The sequence below is a fragment of the Paenibacillus ehimensis NBRC 15659 genome, from assembly GCF_004000785.1.
Classification (GTDB): Bacteria; Bacillota; Bacilli; order Paenibacillales; family NBRC-103111; genus Paenibacillus_G; species Paenibacillus_G ehimensis.
Genome location: NZ_BILX01000021.1, coordinates 83,308 through 100,587, shown reverse-complemented (window position 1 = coordinate 100,587; position 17,280 = coordinate 83,308). Strand labels below are relative to the sequence as shown.

General features: G+C 58.2%; 17 protein-coding genes. 9 read left to right on the top strand and 8 right to left on the bottom strand.

The genetic code is table 11. The annotated features are described in order from the left end of the window. Both PEH01S_RS14580 and PEH01S_RS14575 read right to left on the bottom strand, forming a co-directional pair. Positions 1-610 (bottom strand): YheC/YheD family protein (locus PEH01S_RS14580; RefSeq protein ID WP_218032702.1); only part of this gene is annotated, 610 nt, incomplete at its 3' end. 124 nt (positions 611-734) lie between these two features. Next, positions 735-2,105: a YheC/YheD family endospore coat-associated protein gene (locus tag PEH01S_RS14575; protein ID WP_127486267.1), complete on the bottom strand. Its 1,371-nt coding sequence runs from the start codon at positions 2,103-2,105 to the stop codon at positions 735-737. Positions 2,106-2,332: 227 nt separating this feature from the next. Between PEH01S_RS14575 and PEH01S_RS14570 the strand changes: the two genes are divergently transcribed. Genes PEH01S_RS14570 through PEH01S_RS14560 form a run of 3 tightly spaced genes read left to right on the top strand, consistent with a single transcriptional unit; the run spans position 2,333 to position 5,981 of the window. Next, positions 2,333-3,748 (top strand): spore germination protein, encoded by a 1,416-nt coding sequence (locus PEH01S_RS14570; RefSeq protein ID WP_025852706.1) that lies wholly within the window; start codon positions 2,333-2,335, stop codon positions 3,746-3,748. Continuing rightward, positions 3,745-4,848 carry a GerAB/ArcD/ProY family transporter gene (locus PEH01S_RS14565; RefSeq protein ID WP_127486265.1) on the top strand — a complete coding sequence of 368 codons (1,104 nt, stop codon included), beginning with the start codon at positions 3,745-3,747 and terminating at the stop codon, positions 4,846-4,848. Before PEH01S_RS14570 ends, PEH01S_RS14565 begins: the two co-directional genes overlap by 4 nt. Then, on the top strand, positions 4,845-5,981 hold the full coding sequence (locus PEH01S_RS14560) for a Ger(x)C family spore germination protein (protein WP_164827843.1): 1,137 nt from the start codon (positions 4,845-4,847) through the stop codon (positions 5,979-5,981). The genes PEH01S_RS14565 and PEH01S_RS14560 overlap by 4 nt, the downstream gene beginning before the upstream one ends. Here the strand turns inward: PEH01S_RS14560 and PEH01S_RS14555 are convergent. Both PEH01S_RS14555 and PEH01S_RS14550 read right to left on the bottom strand, forming a co-directional pair. Next, the gene (locus PEH01S_RS14555) at positions 5,978-6,793 is read right to left on the bottom strand and encodes an HAD-IIB family hydrolase (protein WP_127486260.1); all 816 of its coding nucleotides are present in this window, start codon (positions 6,791-6,793) and stop codon (positions 5,978-5,980) included. The two genes, PEH01S_RS14560 and PEH01S_RS14555, sit on opposite strands and share 4 nt — an antisense overlap. Continuing rightward, a complete protein-coding gene (locus tag PEH01S_RS14550; RefSeq protein ID WP_025852702.1) occupies positions 6,790-7,563 on the bottom strand; it encodes a DeoR/GlpR family DNA-binding transcription regulator in 774 nt (257 codons plus the stop codon). The genes PEH01S_RS14555 and PEH01S_RS14550 overlap by 4 nt, the downstream gene beginning before the upstream one ends. A gap of 180 nt (positions 7,564-7,743) precedes the next feature. On the opposite strand from PEH01S_RS14550, the gene PEH01S_RS14545 reads away from it, so the two are divergent. Beyond that, the gene (locus PEH01S_RS14545; RefSeq protein ID WP_127486258.1) at positions 7,744-8,883 is read left to right on the top strand and encodes an acyltransferase; all 1,140 of its coding nucleotides are present in this window, start codon (positions 7,744-7,746) and stop codon (positions 8,881-8,883) included. 82 nt (positions 8,884-8,965) lie between these two features. After that, the gene (locus tag PEH01S_RS14540) at positions 8,966-9,247 is read left to right on the top strand and encodes a hypothetical protein (protein ID WP_025852700.1); all 282 of its coding nucleotides are present in this window, start codon (positions 8,966-8,968) and stop codon (positions 9,245-9,247) included. Positions 9,248-9,332: 85 nt separating this feature from the next. Here PEH01S_RS14540 and PEH01S_RS14535 read toward each other — a convergent pair whose 3' ends face one another. Then, positions 9,333-9,665 (bottom strand): hypothetical protein, encoded by a 333-nt coding sequence (locus PEH01S_RS14535; protein WP_025852699.1) that lies wholly within the window; start codon positions 9,663-9,665, stop codon positions 9,333-9,335. A gap of 149 nt (positions 9,666-9,814) precedes the next feature. On the opposite strand from PEH01S_RS14535, the gene PEH01S_RS14530 reads away from it, so the two are divergent. Then, entirely contained in the window at positions 9,815-11,161 is a 1,347-nt protein-coding gene (locus PEH01S_RS14530; RefSeq protein WP_025852697.1) for a DRTGG domain-containing protein, read from the top strand. A 160-nt stretch (positions 11,162-11,321) separates the two neighbouring features. Here PEH01S_RS14530 and PEH01S_RS14525 read toward each other — a convergent pair whose 3' ends face one another. The 3 genes from PEH01S_RS14525 to PEH01S_RS14515 all read right to left on the bottom strand — a co-directional run bounded on the left by PEH01S_RS14525 (position 11,322) and on the right by PEH01S_RS14515 (position 12,526). Further along, positions 11,322-11,609, bottom strand: coding sequence for a YtpI family protein (locus PEH01S_RS14525; protein ID WP_025852695.1), 288 nt, complete (start codon positions 11,607-11,609; stop codon positions 11,322-11,324). Positions 11,610-11,687: 78 nt separating this feature from the next. Then, complete coding sequence (locus PEH01S_RS14520) at positions 11,688-12,197, bottom strand: hypothetical protein (RefSeq protein ID WP_127486256.1); 510 nt, start codon at positions 12,195-12,197, stop codon at positions 11,688-11,690. After that, on the bottom strand, positions 12,194-12,526 hold the full coding sequence (locus PEH01S_RS14515) for a YtrH family sporulation protein (protein ID WP_025852692.1): 333 nt from the start codon (positions 12,524-12,526) through the stop codon (positions 12,194-12,196). Before PEH01S_RS14515 ends, PEH01S_RS14520 begins: the two co-directional genes overlap by 4 nt. Positions 12,527-12,668: 142 nt before the next feature. Between PEH01S_RS14515 and PEH01S_RS14510 the strand changes: the two genes are divergently transcribed. The 3 genes from PEH01S_RS14510 to PEH01S_RS14500 all read left to right on the top strand — a co-directional run bounded on the left by PEH01S_RS14510 (position 12,669) and on the right by PEH01S_RS14500 (position 17,261). Next, positions 12,669-16,340, top strand: coding sequence for a DNA polymerase III subunit alpha (locus PEH01S_RS14510; protein ID WP_127486254.1), 3,672 nt, complete (start codon positions 12,669-12,671; stop codon positions 16,338-16,340). Positions 16,341-16,446: 106 nt separating this feature from the next. After that, positions 16,447-16,935: a phosphatidylglycerophosphatase A family protein gene (locus tag PEH01S_RS14505; RefSeq protein ID WP_127486252.1), complete on the top strand. Its 489-nt coding sequence runs from the start codon at positions 16,447-16,449 to the stop codon at positions 16,933-16,935. Positions 16,936-17,069: 134 nt separating this feature from the next. Next, positions 17,070-17,261 (top strand): hypothetical protein, encoded by a 192-nt coding sequence (locus tag PEH01S_RS14500; protein ID WP_010496159.1) that lies wholly within the window; start codon positions 17,070-17,072, stop codon positions 17,259-17,261. Positions 17,262-17,280: the final 19 nt, after the last annotated feature.

Sequence of the window (17,280 nt, the reverse complement as noted above, 5' to 3'; positions counted from 1 at the left end):
GGTTGCGCGGATCGCGCCCGCGGACGGTGAACGCCGCTCCGGCGGCGTTCGCCGTGCCCGCAGGGGACGCGCTTTCGCGGCGCACGAGCAGCACGCCGCGTCCCTGGGAGCCGCCGCGTGGCTTCAGAATCGCTTCGCCGCGACGCCGGAGCCAATCGGCGAGCGTGCGCATGCTGCGCAGCGGCTGTGTCTCCGGCAGGTGGCGGTCAAACCGGCCGTCCCGCCGCAGCGCTTGCTGAACGTCCCACTTGCCCTTCAAGCCGCAGCCGAGCAGTCGGACGGAGGGCTGCCGTTGAAGACCGTGCAATGCGTTCCGATAATCGGCGTATTGCCTTCGGACGGTGAAAAAGCAGCGGTCGTATACGATGGCCGGCAGGTCGAAGGTCCGGCTGACCCATTCCCTGAGCGCCGCATCATAGACATACCCGGTCACTTGCGGCCGGGACCAATCGATGCCCTGCGGAGTAAACACGAATACCGTCAAGCCGCTGCGGCTTCCGAGGATGCACAAGCGGCGATAAAAACCGCGGTTGGCAAAAGGCGGATGTTCATCGGTTTGCGTCGTCATGATGCCGACGGTACTTTCGTTCGGGCGGTCTGGTTTCATCATGCGCTTTACCTCGATCCGTTGAAGCTGCGTCGTTGTAGAACCCCGAGATATCCCGTATAAGGGGGCAGGCTTTCGGGGAGACCTGCTTTCCGGCTCGCCCGGGTCCGGAAGCTTGGCGAACCGGTCAAAACTTCGCCGCGAAGCGGGCGTATTGCACCAGCTTCTTGACGGAGGGACGGATCTTGCGCCCGGCCGTCAGCGGCGTATTGTCCTCCTTCGAAGGCTTCGAGTTGACTTCAAGCAGCCATACCCGGCCATTCGTATCGATCGCCAGATCGATGCCGAGCTCGGCATAATGGCCTGGGACCTGCGCTTCGATGCCCTTGGCAATTTGGATGGCGGCCCGTCTCAGCTTGCCTAAGCCGCCCGCCGCTACGGTAGACCCCGAGCGTCCCAGAGCGTCCTTGACCGTTGTCAGCGTGCCGCCCCGCGCCAGATTGGAGACGAAGTGATGCGTGCCGGCAATTCGGGCTACGATGGACGTAATGCCCCATTGCCCGGTGTCCCCTCGCTGCACCAAGGCCCGAAAATCGACGGGCCGGCCGTTCACGGTCAGCAAGTCGAGCCCTTGCTGAATTTGATAGCGTTGGCTTTTCAATTTGCCCGAGATGGCGCTGAACAGCTTGCCAAGGGTGGAAAAGGACTGCTTGCGGGCGCCGCCCAGATTCGTAAAATGACAAATGTATCCGCCCGGCTGCTTTTTTATCCGAATGATGCCTTTCCCGAGACTGCCGGTAATCGGTTTGAGAAACACGGTCGGATGCTTGGCGCACATGGATTTGAGAAGCTGGAGGTTCCGCATCAAATACGACTCTGGCAAGTACGGCTGCAGATTCGTTTCCTTGTGGAGGGCATCGAACACTTCCGTCTTGTTTAAATACTTTTCGTTGAAGAGCAACGTATTATGGCGGCTCTTGGCTTGCGTCACAAATTGCTGCACGTTGGTCCGATTTTCCAGCTTGCGCGAGGTCAGACGGTTATACAGCACGTGCGGCACCGGAAACGCCGTTTTTTCCCAGCCGCCGGTTGCCTTGATGCGCCATCCCCGAACCTCGTCGCTCTGTCCGCGCAAATCCTCCGGCGTGCTGAAAAACACCGATGCGCCATACAGCCTGCACGCCTCGGAGAGCTCGCGGCTAAAGGCGGTGTTCGCCCCGAACAGCTTGTCGGCGGAATTGGCGTTAACGCGGCTGACCATGACACCGATCAGCGGGCCGAGATGAATCGTACGGGTTCCGTTTTTGTATTGAAGACAGAGCTCATCTCCTTGGGCAAGCCCCCATCTGGAAGCTAACGAACCGCTCAAGCGCAGCACGCCGGCCTTGGACGAAGAGATGACCGAAACCTCCTCCCGGGCAGAGCCGAAACGGAGTTGGAGAGGCTGCTGCAGCGGAATCTTCCATTTTTTCACGACAGATTCGCTGAGCGTCAGAACGGAACCGTCCGAGGAAGTGCCGGCGCTTTGGATGTGGATCTTCACCTTTGTTCTTTTCATGCGGAACTCCTTCCCAGCACCGGCTTGCCGCAAGACATGCCGCAACATGCTTTGAACATTGAGAAGCGAACTACTGCAATATATGAGGGCGTTTACCCCTTGGTGAAAGAAACCACCCAGATCGGGCAAGTGCCCGCATGCCTTCCGATTCCCCACCTAACTGGAATACATTTGCCGGGGGAGGGAAAACCTAACAAGCGATATGTATCGCCGGGAGGAGGGAACTTATGCCGGAGCAAGATCCATTTGAGACTTTGCGTTCCGTTCTGGAGCGGCACGGTCAGCTGCAGACGCGGAGCATCCCGAATGCGCAAGGGACATGGTTGCTGCTGTACTTCGGAGACTTGGCCGACGCCAAAATTTTGCAGACGCAAGTGATTCCTCCCATGCAGGAAAAAGCGCCCGGAGGATTCACCTTGGAGACGCTCATTCGCCATTTGCCGGTGGACCAGCAGGAGAAGGCGGGGGATATCGACCGGGTGGTGAAACGGTTGATCTCCGGTTGGACCTTGCTTCTCTCCACCGCGGAGCGCGGAGGCTATTTGCTCAACACGGCGCTGAAGATCGACCGCAGCGCCACGAGCCCCGAGGTCGAATCGCAGATTATGGGCCCGCAGGTGGCGCTGACCGAGTCGCTTCAAACGAATATCTCTTTGATCCGGCAATATTTGCCGGACACGAGACTCCGCTATGCGTCGTACCAAATCGGCGAAAGCACGCACACCGAAGTGATGCTGCTTTACATGGAGGGCGTTGCTCCGATCGAGGAAGTTTCCTTAATGAAAGACAAGCTGGCGAACGTGAAATTCGAAGGCATTACCGACAGCTCGATGCTTTTGCAAAAAATCGACGACAATCCCGAATCGCTGTTTCCGCAAATGATTTCCAGCGAGCGGCCCGACCGGATCGTATTGAACTTGATCGAAGGCCGCCTGGTTATTCTGGTCGACGGCAGTCCGTTCGCACTGCTGGGGCCGTCGCGCTTTTTCGACTTTTTCAAATCGGCCGAAGACCGCTATTTGCGCACAAACATGGCGTTCTTTTTGCGGCTGCTCCGCTTGGCCGCTATTTTCATCTCGGTTTTTTTCACGCCGTTGTACGTGGCCGCCTTGACGTACCATTACCAGCTGATTCCATCCAATATGCTGGTGCCGCTGGCGCAATCGCGGTCCAAGGTGCCTTTTCCTCCGCTGATGGAGGCGCTGCTGCTGGAGTTCATCATCGAGCTGCTGCGGGAGGCGGGGGCGCGGCTTCCGACCAAGGTCGGTCAGACGATGGGCATCGTCGGCGGTATCGTCATCGGACAAGCGGCCGTTCAAGCCGGTTTTACCAGCAATATTCTGATTATCATCGTCGCGCTGGCCGCGCTCTCGTCTTTTATTACCCCGGTCTATATCATGGGGGCGGCGATCCGCATTTTGCGCTTTCCGATGCTGCTGCTGGCCGGGGCGTGGGGGGCGGTCGGGATCATGACGGGCGTCAGCTTCGTTCTGCTGCATCTGCTGCGTGTCAAGAGCGTCGGCCAGTCCTACTTGTACCCGCTCTATCCGTTTCATGTCGGGAAAAGGCAAACCAAGCTGCCCCTCAGCTTGCGGAGCCTGCGTCAGGACATCTACGAAGAACCGGCAGGTGATTCCCGGTGAAGACCAGCAAACGGACGAAGCCGCTCAACGCTTACGTCCTTTTCTTCATCATTTCGGGGACGCAGCTTGGCGATCCCGCGCAAAACTTTCAACGAAACGTTTACATCGCGGCCGGCCACGACGCCTGGGTATGCATGATTATAAACGGTTTGCTGGTCAGCGCGGCCTTGTATGCGATGATCAAGACGATGGAGCATTATCCGGACCACGATTTGTATCAGATTCACCAGGAGCTTTTCGGCCGCTGGCTGGGCAAGCTGTTCAATTTCGCGTTCGTGCTCTATTTTTTTATGCTTTGCTTTACCGTGCTCCATTCGTATACCGAAGTCGTCCATACCTGGCTTTTTCCGGAGATGAACAGCTGGCTGTTCAATACGCTGATGAGCCTGCTGTTTCTGTACGGCGTGACCGGGGGAATCCAGGTTGTTGCAGGGTTTGCGGTCGTGTCGTTTATTTTGTGGCTCTGGGTGTTCCTGCTGTACTATTTTCCGTGGAAATATGCGCAGGTCGATCAGCTGCTTCCGCTGTTCGAGGCCAGGCCCGGGCAAATTCTAAACGGCATGCGCGCTGCAACCTATCCGATGCTCGGCTATGAGCTTGTTTGCTTTTTGTACCCGTTCATCCGGGATAAGCACAAGGTGCAGAAGTATTCTCAGCTGGCGATCGTTTTTACGGTGTTCACTTACTGTACGCTGCTGATCAATGCCATTGTGTTTTATGGAGGGGAGCAGCTTAAGCATACGGTTTGGGCAACTTACTCCTGGTACAAAATCGCGCAAATTCCGTTCGTTGAACGTTTCGAGATTGTCGGGGCGGCCTATTGGATGATTCTGGTGCTGCCGAACAATCTGGTGCTGCTGTGGGTATCGACGCGCGGCATGCGTTCCGTCTTCAAAGTGAAGCAAAAGTATGCCCTCTATGCATGCTGCTTGATCTTCGTGCTGTCGTCGGAGCTGCTTTTTACGCAAGAGGATGTGGAGTGGATGTCCAATCTGCTGGGGGAAATCGGAATTTATCTTCTTTGGCTGTATCCCATCGCGCTGTTTGCGCTTGTCCGATGGAAGCGCGGCCGCGGGAAGAAGAAAGGAGCGGAGGGATGAAGCTGAAACGAACGGTCATGATGGCGGCCATGCTTCTGCTGGCGGCTTCCGCCGCGGCGGGCTGCGTGCAGACCCGGGTGCTGGAGCGGCTCGGGCTGGTCATTGCCGCCGGATACGACGAAGCCCCCGGAGACAAAATTCTTGGCACCTCGGTGCTCTACGAGATCGACCCGGGAGCAAGGGAGCGCTCCAATGTGATTACGTCGACCGCGTATACGAGCAAAGGGCTTCGGTACAACAATAACGCCGAATCGCGTAAAAAGCTGACCTCGGGCCAGCTCCGGGTCATCGTCTACCATGAGGATTTGGCGCGCAAAGGCTTGACCGAGCTGGTCGATACGATGCTGCGCGATCCGGAGGTCGGCTCGGCCGTCTATTTGGCCGTTTCCAAAGGACGGGCCTACGATCTCTTGACGAGACGGTACCCGGAGATCAGCAATATCGGCGAATATTTGTTTCAATCGATCCAGCACAACGTAGAAAATGAGGAAATGGTCTCTCCGATTTTGCACGAATACATCCGCGATCTGTACTCCCCGGGGAAAGACCCGGTGCTGCCCTACATCGTTCAACGGAATAACGAGATCATTTTATACGGGGCCGCATTATTCCGGGGAGACCGCATGGTCGCTACGCTGCCGCTGCGCGAAATTTTTTATCTGCGGCTATTGCGGGAGCCGTTCCGCTCCGGTATGACGGAGATCGGCCTATCGCCGGAAGCGCTCAGGTCCATCGCCTCCCCGTCCAAAGGGCAGAAGCAGATTTATCTTGTGCTCGATTCGGTGAAAAGCGAAAGCCGGATCCGGTTGACCAACGCGAAGCAGCCGGCGTTCACGGTGCAGGTGCACATGAGCGGGAGGCTGCAGGAAATATCGTCGCCGGTCAATCTGCGGAACCGGCAGGTGATCGAAGTATTGGAGCGCGAAGCCAGCAAGGCGGTTCAAGCTAACGCGATGGCGTTTATCGCCAAAACGCAGAAGTTGAACGTCGATCCCGTCGGCTTCGGGCAGAAGTACCGGGCGCAGCTTAGAGGCAGCGGCCTGACTGCGGACAAATGGAAGCAGCTGTATCCGAAAGCCAAGGTGCGCGTCGAAGTGGTGACGACAATTTTGCGGACCGGCCAGACGGATTAGCGGTTCTCGGCGCCTGCGAGCGCCCCGGCGTTGTACCCGTCGATCCACCGCACCGCTTCGGAAATATACGGCACGGTACGAAAAGCACGGGCTTGTACGTCCGGGTGGCTTGAAGCCATGGCGAAGCTGTGCGGCGTTACCGCAAACATGGACAAATCGTTGAAGGCGTCGCCGAAGCACGCCGTTTCTTCCGGACGGATGTCGAGCTTTTCCAGAAGGGCAAGCAGGCCGCTTCCTTTGGAGCTGCCCTTGGGCATGACATCCAAACAATCGATGTCCGAAATATACGCGTCGACCGCTTCGCCGTATCGCTCCAGCAGCGTGCGCTGAAATTCACGAAGCCGTCCGACGTCGCCCATGAATGAAATTTTACCGCAGACGAGGTCGTGTCCGAGCCGCGCCCGGAGGCCCTCCACCGCCTCGAAAGGAGCCATCAGCCGCGGGGCCAGCCGCTGCGCATGCTCGGTCCACCGTTCCGTCATGTAACGGTCGGGTCCGGCGAGCAGCGTGAGAAACGGCAGCCCTTCGGCCGCCTGCGAGAGCTCGACGATCAATTCGCGTTCGAACACATGGTGGCGGATCAATTCTCCGTCGGCTGAGTGCACGTAGGCGCCGTTTTGCGAGATGCAGTGGGCGGTGATCCCGACCGTATCCATCACCTTTTGAATCTCCGGGCGCATGCGTCCGGAGGCGAAAGCGACGGCCGCCCCGCGGCCGATCGCGTCGTGCAGCGCCTGCCGGTCCTCGGGACGGATCGTCCGGTGCCCGAGCAGCAGCGTGCCGTCCAAATCGCTGACGATCAGTTTAATCATCGTTCGTTCTCCTCCTCGGCGATGAGAATTTCGATATGGTGCCGGCGCAGCGCTTCGCTCATCGGTTCTGCAGGCGGCCGGTCCGTAATGACAATGTCGATGCAATCCAGTCCCGCCACCCGGTAAAATTGGCGGAGACCGAACTTCGTATGATCGGCCAGCACGATCACTTGATCGGCGCGGCGGATCATTTCCTTCATGACATAGCCTTCCTCCTCGAAGGCGTTGGTCAGTCCGTCAGGCGTCATCCCGCTGGTGCCGAGGATCAGCTTGTCGGCCTGATAGTCGCGAAGCATTTCGAGCGTCCTCGCGCCGGAAATAAAACGGTGGTGCGGGTGGACGACCCCGCCCAGCAGGTGCACGGTGCTGCCTTGCTTGGGGGAGAGAAGTCCGGCGATGTCGATCGAGTTGGTCACAATGACATGGCCGTCGGTTCGAAGCTGCTCAGCCGCATGAAGCACCGTCGTCGAAGCGTCCATGAACAGATAGTCGCCGCTGTGGATCAGCGAAGCGGCAAGCCGTCCGATGGCCCGTTTCACGTCGGATTCCGCCTGCAGCCGGTCGCGGTAGCCCGAGATGTCTTTATTCAGCGAAGGCCAGATCGCTCCCCCTCGCGTGCGCAGTATTTTTCCCTGCTCCTCCAGCTTGACGATATCCCGGCGGGCCGTATCCCGGGAAACCTGAAACAGCTCGCAGATCTCCTCCACCGAAATACGCTGATGCGCTTGCATGTGCTGCAAAATGGCGATTAAGCGTTCCTCCTGATACATGACAGGCTCCTCCCGATGCAGGATGACAATAGCTTTAATCGCATTATAAGTGAAAATGCTTAAATGTTGCAAGTAATAATAAGTAAATGTAAGTGATATGGCTTATGGAAAATTTTTCAACATTGGCGGATGCATTTCGCGAAGGTGTTATGTTACAATGGCTGGAGCGTACATATGCCTATGAACTTACGTAAGAAGGGAAAAGAATCGCACGTGACAGAAACGAAACGGAAATCGAAACCGAAGCTGCTGGAGCTGGACATCGTCCGGGCCGTCGCCATTCTTGCGGTCGTGCTCATTCACTCGACGTCCGATGCGACAGTCGAGCTGCCGCCGGGCAGCGGGTCCCAGGCGATGTATCTGGCGCTCAACAAGCTTGCCAATTTTGCCGTGCCGGTGTTTATTCTGATCAGCGGTCTGGTGCTGTTTTACCGTTATCAGGACGACTTCGGCGGCAAGCAGGCGCTGCAGTTTTATTTGAGGCGGGTCAAGCAGGTGCTGTACCCGTATCTGGTCTGGTCGGCCTTTTATTACTTGTACAATCAATGGATTTTCTACCGGGACAGCCTGCACTGGAACACGGGCGAATTTTTGGATTTGCTGCCGTGGGCGGATGCTTCGTACCACTTGTACTTTATGGTCATCATCGTCCAGTTTTATTTGCTGTTTCCTCTGCTGATGTGGATGTGCCGGGCATTCCGCTGGTTCCGCAGCGGCTTGATCTGGATCGGCCTGCTGATTCAGGCCGGGTTTTATGCGTATCACAACTGGGTGGAGCCGTTCGGCCATATGCCCTCGCTCTGCATCAACTATTTCAGCATGTTTACGCTGGGCGGATGGATCGGTCTCCATTACGAAGCGTTCTCGGGCTGGATTCGCAAGCACTTCGTCTGGGTGCTGCCGCTGACGGTAGTGCTGGGCTTCGGCTTCATGGGCTTGTTCCAGATGGAAGTTAGGCTGAACGTCGTTCTGGCCCACCCGTGGTATCAGGGGCTGTTTTTCGCTTATGCGGCTTTTGCCGCCATGAGCCTGATCCGTCTGGGACAGCTGCTGCTGGAGCGGGCCAAAGCGGCGTCGCGCGTGCTCATGGCGCTCGGAGCCGCCTCGTTCGGCATTTATTTGGCGCATCCGGCGGTGCTGACCTATTACAAAACGCATGTCCTTCCGCAGAGCGGGTCGATGTCGGCTTATCATGCCTATATATTGGGGGCGTTCGCGCTTAGCCTGACGATTCCGTGGATCGCTACGTTCCTGTACGGGCAAGCGATGCGGCCGTTCCGCCGCAGGAAGCCGAAGCCAAGCCCCGGCGGGAGCGCTTAAGCGAAGCGTACGCGACCAAGGTGCTATTTTGGCCGGGACCCTCATACAATGTATCGTACAAGTTGTACGAGGGGAGGCTGGGATGTTGAAGGGGACCCGAAGTATCGTGGCGTTGGCCCTGACGCTGGGCATGATGCTTTACGCCGTACCGCGGCTCGATTTCGGCGGGGGCTGGACGCTGGCTGCCGTATTCGGCGCAGGATGGATCGCCTTTGCGCTGCTCGTCACTGCCGCGCATCTGCACGAGCTGCTTGGCGTGGAGGAGGAAACGAAGCGGGAGCTGCTCAAGATCAAACGAATGAAAAGATGGCGGCTGGAGCAATCGCTGCAGGGAAGGCGCAGCCTTTTGCAGATCAAAAAATAGCGAAAAAGTCCGTTTTCACACCTTGTGCGGTGGGAAACGGACTTTTTTCTGCCCGGCCGCGCATGTTTTCCACGACACCGTCCGGCTACACGAGGAGCGAGATGGCCAGTAAATCGAATAGGACGAGCGGCAATATCACATTGCTGTAGTAGGGGTTGTAAAACGGATAAGCATACGGGCCGGGAAGCAGGGCTCGGCCGTGCTCCGGAGACAATTGCAAATACACATAATGATCGTCGACATTCACGATCGTGCCTTCGTAGCTGTGCCCATGAACCGTATATACGCGCACGGGCCTGTGCAAATACTCGGTGCATATGCTGTGAATGCGGTCCTTGCACCGGTTGAATGCCTCCGCGTCGCGCGTTTCAAGCTCGTAGACGGTCTGCGTCTCGCCTTCGAATGGGCTGTCTGGCATATGGATTCCACACCTCCTATGGGGTTCCGCCTAATTCATTGTATGCTGACGGGCTGATTTTCTAGTCCTGAGCGCAGTTTTTTTCGCGCAAAAAAAATGATAATATATAGTACAGAGTGATACAGTATTAGAATGGATTGGTGAGACAGATGAGTGAAACCGAAACGACCAACGTGCAGGAAGCCGCAACCAAGCACGAACAAATCTTGAAATATATCGAGAGCTTGAAAATCGGCAGTAAAATCTCCGTCCGCAAAATTGCCGAGATGCTGGGTGTCAGCGAAGGGACGGCTTACCGCGCGATCAAGGAGGCGGATGCGATCGGACTTGTGGCGACGAAGGAGCGGGTCGGCACGGTCCGCGTCGAGAAAAAGCTGCGCGACCAGATGGATAAGCTGACGTTCGCGGAAGTCGTCAATATGGTCGACGGCGAAGTGCTTGGCGGCATGGCGGGCTTGGACAAGACCTTGAACAAGTTCGTCATCGGCGCGATGGAGCAGGATGCGATGATGCGCTATATCGATCCGGGCAGCCTGCTGATCGTCGGTAACCGGAGCACGGCGCATTTGGGCGCGCTGGAGCAAGGGGCAGGCGTGCTGATTACGGGCGGCTTTGGAACGAGCGAGGAGGTCAAGGAGCTTGCCGACCGGCTGGAGCTTCCCATCATTTCCAGCAGCTACGATACGTTCACGGTCGCATCCTTGATCAACCGGGCGATTTACGACCGGCTGATCAAGAAGAAAATTTTATTGATCGAAGACATCGTCCCGCAATCGATGCAGGTGTACGCGCTGAAGACGCACCATACGCTGAAAGACTGGCAGCGGCTGCATGAGGAAACCGGGCACAGCCGTTTTCCGGTGGTGGACGAATGGAACCGCGTCATCGGCATGATTACGTCGAAGGATTTGATCGGCGCCGAGCCGGACCAGACGATCGACAAGCGGATGACCCGGGGACCGGTTACGGCAAGCGCCAACACGTCGGTGGCGGCGGCGGCCCATCTGATGGTATGGGAGGGCATCGAGCTGCTGCCGATCATCGACATGAGCCGCAAGCTGACCGGCGTTATCAGCCGCAAGGACGTGCTGAAGGCGATGCAGCATATTCAGCGTCAGCCGCAGCACGGGGAGACGTTCGAGGATTTGATCTGGTCGGGCTTCTGCGAGGAGAAGGATAAGGACGGGCTTGCCGTCTTCCGCGGGACCATTACCCCGCAGATGACGAACCGGCTCGGCACCGTCTCCGAAGGCGTGCTGACGGTGCTGATGACGCAGGCCGCTTATCACGCGGTGCAGGACGTCAAGAAGGGCGATCTTGTGCTCGACAATATGGCTTCGTATTTTATCAAGCCGGTGCAGATCGACAGCGCGGTGGAAATTCGTCCCCGCATCATTGAGGTGAGCCGCAAATTCGGCAAAATCGATGTCGAGATGCATCTCGACGGCGCTTTGGTGGCCAAGGCGATGCTGACGGCGCAAGTATTCGAGCCTTAGAGGGAGCGGGAACAAGGGGCTGCGAAGCCGATTAAGCCCGTGAATATACGGCCGGTGTGAATCGGCTTCACGGGCTTGGCAGGCTTGGGCGTTCGGCCGGAAGGACATCGTCCTCCGGTGCCGTCCGGAGCGTTTTATGCGGGAGCGGGGCGCTGCCGGTTTATTTCCGGCTGAACAGATTGTGATTGCGGATGCCCGCAAACAGATTGAACAAGCCGAGCAGCAGGCAGACGGTTCCGAAGATGCGGCGGGTTGCCGAATCTTCGAAGAAGAACAGCTGGGATACGGCGATCACGACAAGCATTAGTCCCATGCAGATGTTCATCCGTGCCGAGTATAGGCCGCGCTGCTTCGGTTCCGCTTCCCGGCGGTAACGAAAGCTGAAATATAACGACAATACGAGGAAGATGACGATCAGTACGCTGAGCGTCCATTGAATGGTTTGCATCTTGCGGCACATCCTTATGTACGGGTTCTGCTTCCACTTTAGCGATTTCCGCCCGGGAAATCAACCGGCTGAGGAAGATTACGAGAGCGGGATGCGCTTCCACTCCTTGACCGTAACCCATACCTTAAGCTCCGTTTGCGTTAGCACGATCCATTTGACGGCCTGCACGACATAATCCTTATCCAGCACGCCGACAAAAGGCTTTTCCGTCAAAATTTGCTCGTAAACGTCGGGCATCGCGGCAAAATCGGATATTTTGCGGCCGACGACGATTTTTTTCAAGTCGCCGTGAATGCGGCGCTTCAGCTCGCTTTCCGTCACCTTGTCGAGCGTCGTGTGCTCTCCGGGCTCGATATAAATGTTCAGGAGATTGATCGTCGTCTGCTGGTTTTTCGTTTTGGTCAAATCGGCGATTTTGACCTCCAGGTCCACCTTGGCGGAGAGCAGCTCCCGGTTCTGCTCGATCATCATATTCAAGCGTTGATTGTACACGCTCAGAAACAGGGCGGCGCCGATGACCATCCCGGCGACAAGAAGGCCCGCCGCGCGCAAAAAACCGCCGGACGAACCGGAAGCGGGCGCCTTCACCCCTCGCTCCCTCCTTTGCAGATCCACTGGATCAGGGTCGAGCCCATATGCGCGCCGACGAAGGCGCAGACGATGTACAGGATTTGTTTGATCGCCGGGGAGATGTGTCCCTCGATAAAATGCGTCTCAATCGCGCGGATCGGATCGATCGTTCCGCCGATGGCGGCGACGATCGCCCATACTTTGATCTGCTCCGCGACGCTCGTCATTCGGTACACGGGCGGTTCGAGCGTCAATACGGCGCTAATGCCGGCCAGCATCGTCCCCCCGAGCACGACTCCGAACGCCACGAAGAAATCAAGAAAGCATCTGGATACAAATGGAGACATCGTTCCTCATCCTTTCCGGACTGTTGAGCCGTTCCCAGCCGTTCGGGGCTTGGCCGACTTCGCCTTACTAATATATATGGCACACTTGTTCGCATTATGCTAAACTATGGATAAATATTTCAAACGCAGGGAGGCGGCCCGGATGGGCGATTTCGTACATTTGCATGTGCACAGCGAATACAGTCTGCTCGACGGTGCCGCGCGCATCGACGATTTGGTCGGCCGTGCGGCCGAGCTCGGCATGAAGGCGCTGGCGCTGACGGATCACGGTGTGATGTACGGCGCCATTCCTTTTTATAAAGCGTGCAAGCAGCGGGGGATCAAGCCGATTATCGGGTGCGAGGTTTATTTCACTTCCGGCTCCATCCGGCAAAAAGGCAGCCGTCAGGAGCAGCCGATCTATCACCTGCTTCTGCTCGCCAAAAATAAAACCGGCTATCAAAATCTGATGAAGCTGTGCTCCATCGGACATTTGGAAGGGTATCACTATAAGCCGCGGATCGATCTGGAGCATCTGGAGCGTTATGCGGAAGGGCTCATCTGCACCAGCTCGTGCCTTGGCAGCGAGGTGTCGCAGCATCTGCTGCACGGGCGATATGACGATGCGAAGGCGGCGGCGCTGCGTTACCGGGCGATCTTCGGAGACGACTTTTTTCTGGAGCTGCAGGACCACGGCCTGACGGAGCAAAAGAAAGTGATGCAGGACATGCTCCGGCTTACCCGCGACACCGGCATTCCGCTGGTCGCGACCAACGACGTGCATTACGTTTACGAACCGGACCATGCGGTTCAGGACATTCTCATTTGCATAGGAACGGGCAAAACGGTCGATGACGAAGCGCGGCTTCGGTTTCATACGTCGCAGCTTTATTTGAAAAGCCCGGAGGAGATGGGAGAGCTGTTCGCCCATGCGCCGGAGGCGCTCGCCAATACGCTGGAAATAGCCCGGCGATGCGACCTTGAGCTCGAATTCGGGCAGTCGATTTTGCCGGAGTTCGCCCCGATTCCCGATGGGATGACGGCCGGAACGTATCTCGCTCAGCTTTGTCGGCAGGGCCTTGAGCAGCGGTACGGCGCGGCTGCGGAATGGAACGACGCCGAGTGGCGCGGCAAGCTGGAGGAGCGGCTGCATTACGAGCTGTCCGTCATCGAGCGGATGGGGTATTCGGATTATTTTCTGATCGTATGGGACTTCATCCGCTTCGCCCACGAGCAGGGGATCGCGACCGGACCCGGACGGGGATCGTCGGCGGGGAGCCTCGTCGCTTATGTGCTGCGCATCACCGATGTGGACCCGATCCGCTACAACCTGTTGTTCGAGCGGTTTTTGAACCCCGAGCGGGTATCGATGCCCGATATCGATATCGACTTCAGCGACCTCCGGCGCGACGAGGTGATCGACTATGTCGTGCGCAAGTACGGCCGGGACCGGGTGGCGCAGATTATCACCTTCGGAACGATGGCTGCCAAAGGGGCGGTGCGCGACGTCGGCCGGGTGCTGAACATGCCTTACGGCGAGGTGGACCGCGCCGCGAAGCTGATCCCGCATCAGCTTGGCATGACGCTGGAGGAGGCGCTGCGCGCAAGCCCCGACCTGAAGGCGCTCGCCGCGAAGCAGCCGAAGACGGCGGAGCTGCTGGAGATGGCGATGAAGGTGGAGGGGATGCCGCGCCATGCCTCCACCCACGCCGCAGGTGTCGTCATTTCGCGCGAGCCGCTGACGCAGTACGTGCCGCTGCAGGAAGGAACAGAGCAGACGGCGCTGACGCAGTATACGATGGAGCATCTGGAAGCGATCGGCCTGCTGAAGATGGACTTTCTCGGACTGCGGACGCTGTCGATCATCGAGCGCACGCTGGAATGGATTTGCGAGCAGACGGGGGCGCCCTTGGATTGGACGAAGGTGCCGCCCGAGGATCCGGCGACGTACGAGCTGCTCAGCCGGGGCGATACGACGGGCGTTTTCCAGCTGGAGTCGGCGGGGATGCGCCGCGTGCTGAAGGAGCTGCGGCCGTCGAACTTCGAAGACATCATCTCGGTGCTCGCGCTTTACCGGCCGGGCCCGATGGAGTTCATCCCGAAATATATCGCCTGCAAGCACGGGCAGCAGCCGGTGGAATACCCGCATGAAGCGCTGGAGCCGATTCTTCGGGACACGTGCGGGATCATCATTTATCAGGAGCAGATCATGCAGATCGCTTCGAAGATGGCCGGCTTCAGCCTCGGTGAAGCGGATCTGCTGCGCCGGGCAGTCAGCAAGAAAAAGCGGGAAGTGCTGGACAAGGAGCGCGATCACTTCGTGAAAGGGAGCCTAGGCCAGGGCTACAGCGAAGCCGAGGCGAACCGGGTATACGATATGATCGTCCGCTTCGCCGACTACGGCTACCCGCGGGCGCATGCGACGGCTTATGGCGTGCTGGCGTTCCAGACGGCGTATCTGAAGGCCCATTACCCCGTGCCGTTCATGGCGTCGATGCTGACCGCCGTGACGGGCAGCCACCATAAAATCGCGGAGTATGCCGACGAATGCCGCCGCATGGGCATCGCCGTGCTCCCGCCCGACGTGAATGAAAGCGGCTTTCTGTTTACGCCGGTAGCGGCGGAGAACGGCGGCGCGATTCGCTTCGGCCTCGCGGCGATCAAGAACGTCGGAACGCACGCGATCGAATCGATCATCGCAGAGCGCCGCACGGGGCCCTATGCCAGCTTGATCGATTTCTGCCGGCGCGTCGATCTTCGCGTCTGCAACAAGCGCGTGATGGAGTCGCTGATTCAAGGCGGCGCGCTCGATTCGCTGCCGGGCCACCGGTCCCAGCAGCTCGCGATGCTGGAGGACGCCGTCGATGCGGCGGTCAAGTGGCGCAAGGACCGCGAGGATCTGCAGCTTGTGCTCGACGGCTTCACGGAGGAGGTCAGCTGGGAGGTCGAATATCCCGAGATTCCTCCGTTCACGCTGACGCAAAAACTGGAGCTTGAGCGGGAGCTGCTTGGCTTGTACATTTCGGGCAGCCCGCTCGACGATTACGATGCGGTGCTGCAGAAGCTGGATACGGACCTGCTGTCCCGGCTTCAGGAGTATCCGGACGGCAGCGACGTCATGGTTGCCGGTCTGGTCATTTCCAACAAGACGATCGTCACGAAAAAAGGCCAGCCGATGGCGTTCATGGAGCTGGAGGACCGTGTCGGCAAGGCGGAGGTCGTGCTGTTCCCGGAAACGTGGAAAAAGTACGCACCGCTGGTACAGAAGGGCAAGCCCGTGCTCGTCGTCGCCAAGCTTCAGCTCGGGGACGAAGATTACAAGCTGCTGGCCGATCAGCTTATTGCGCTGGACGATCCAAATCTGGAGCAGAAGGCGGTCAAGCCGGCCCCGCTCCCGCCGGGCTCCTCGCGGAGCGGTCAGCGGCGCGCTTCCGGGTTCACGCCCCGCGGCACAGCTTCGGCGGAGACTGCGCGCGAGTCGCGAAGCCGGTCCCCGGCGGCGGGTCAAGCGTCCGGGCCCTCGCCGGGCGGGGCGGCGCGCAGGGCTGCGGACCCGCCTGCACGGGCCGCTGAAGCTGCCGCCCGCGGTTCCCGCGCTGCAACGACGGGTCAGCGCGTTTACATGCGCATCTCCCCGCAGCGCGAGCAGCCGGCGGTGCTGGAATCGCTCAAGCGGCTGATCGCCGGGCATGGCGGCCCGCTGCCGGTCGTACTGTACTACGAACGGACCCAGAAAACGCTCGGCTTAAGCGATCAATACAAGGTGAAGCCGTCCCCGGAGCTGTTCGCCCGCATTGAGGAGCTGCTCGGCAAAGAGAGTGTAAAAGTGAAATAAATCGCGCCTCCCCCGCATACATTTAATAACCCGCACCCAGTCGGCGAGACGTGAGACTCGCCGGTTTGCACGAGTTACGAATGGAACCGGAGGAGGCGTTGTTTTTATGTCCTGCCAACCGATTGTCGAATGTTTGAAGAAGCGCGGGGTAACCGTCGAACGCATTGCGGACATTGTGCGCGAGCTACAGCTTCCCTATAATCCCGAGCTGTCCGCGGAGGCGTGCATCGAGAGCGTGATGACGGTTCTCCAAAAGCGCGAGGTCCAATACGTTCTTTATACCGGAATCGCGCTGGACGAGCTGGCCGAACGGAAGGGGCTGCCCGAACCGCTGCAGGGACTGATGGAGTCGGACGCGCCCCTGTACGGCGTGGATGAGACCTTGGCGCTCGGCATCGTTCACGTATACGGCATGGTCGGGCTGACGAGCTTCGGTTATTTGGACAAGAAGAAGCCGGGCATCATCCGCGAGCTGAACGACCACCCGAAGCGCATCCACGTTTTTTTGGACGATCTGGTGGCGGGGCTGGCGGCTGCGGCTTCAGCCCGGATCGCGCACAAGCATCAGGACGAGACGGACGGCCTATTGCCGTAAACCTGATGTCGAGATTTGCCAAAGCGGCGTACATTTTCGGAATAAGGACCTCCCCTCCGGCATACCGTCTTCGGTTGCGGGAAAAAGTGCACTTATGATATCATTATTGCATTATGTTCGGGAGGTCTTTTTTCATGTGGACGGTTATCTATATCGCTCCGACCGCTAAAATCGCTGAAAGAATCAAGCAAAGACTTACGGAAGAAGGCTTCCTAGTTCAAGTCCGCGCTATCAACATGACCAAAAACCAGTTTGAAATCGTCGTTCCCGAAGGCGAATTGGAAGAGGTTCAGGAAGTGCTGAACTCCATTTTGCATAGATCCTAAACAAGTCCCAATACCGCAA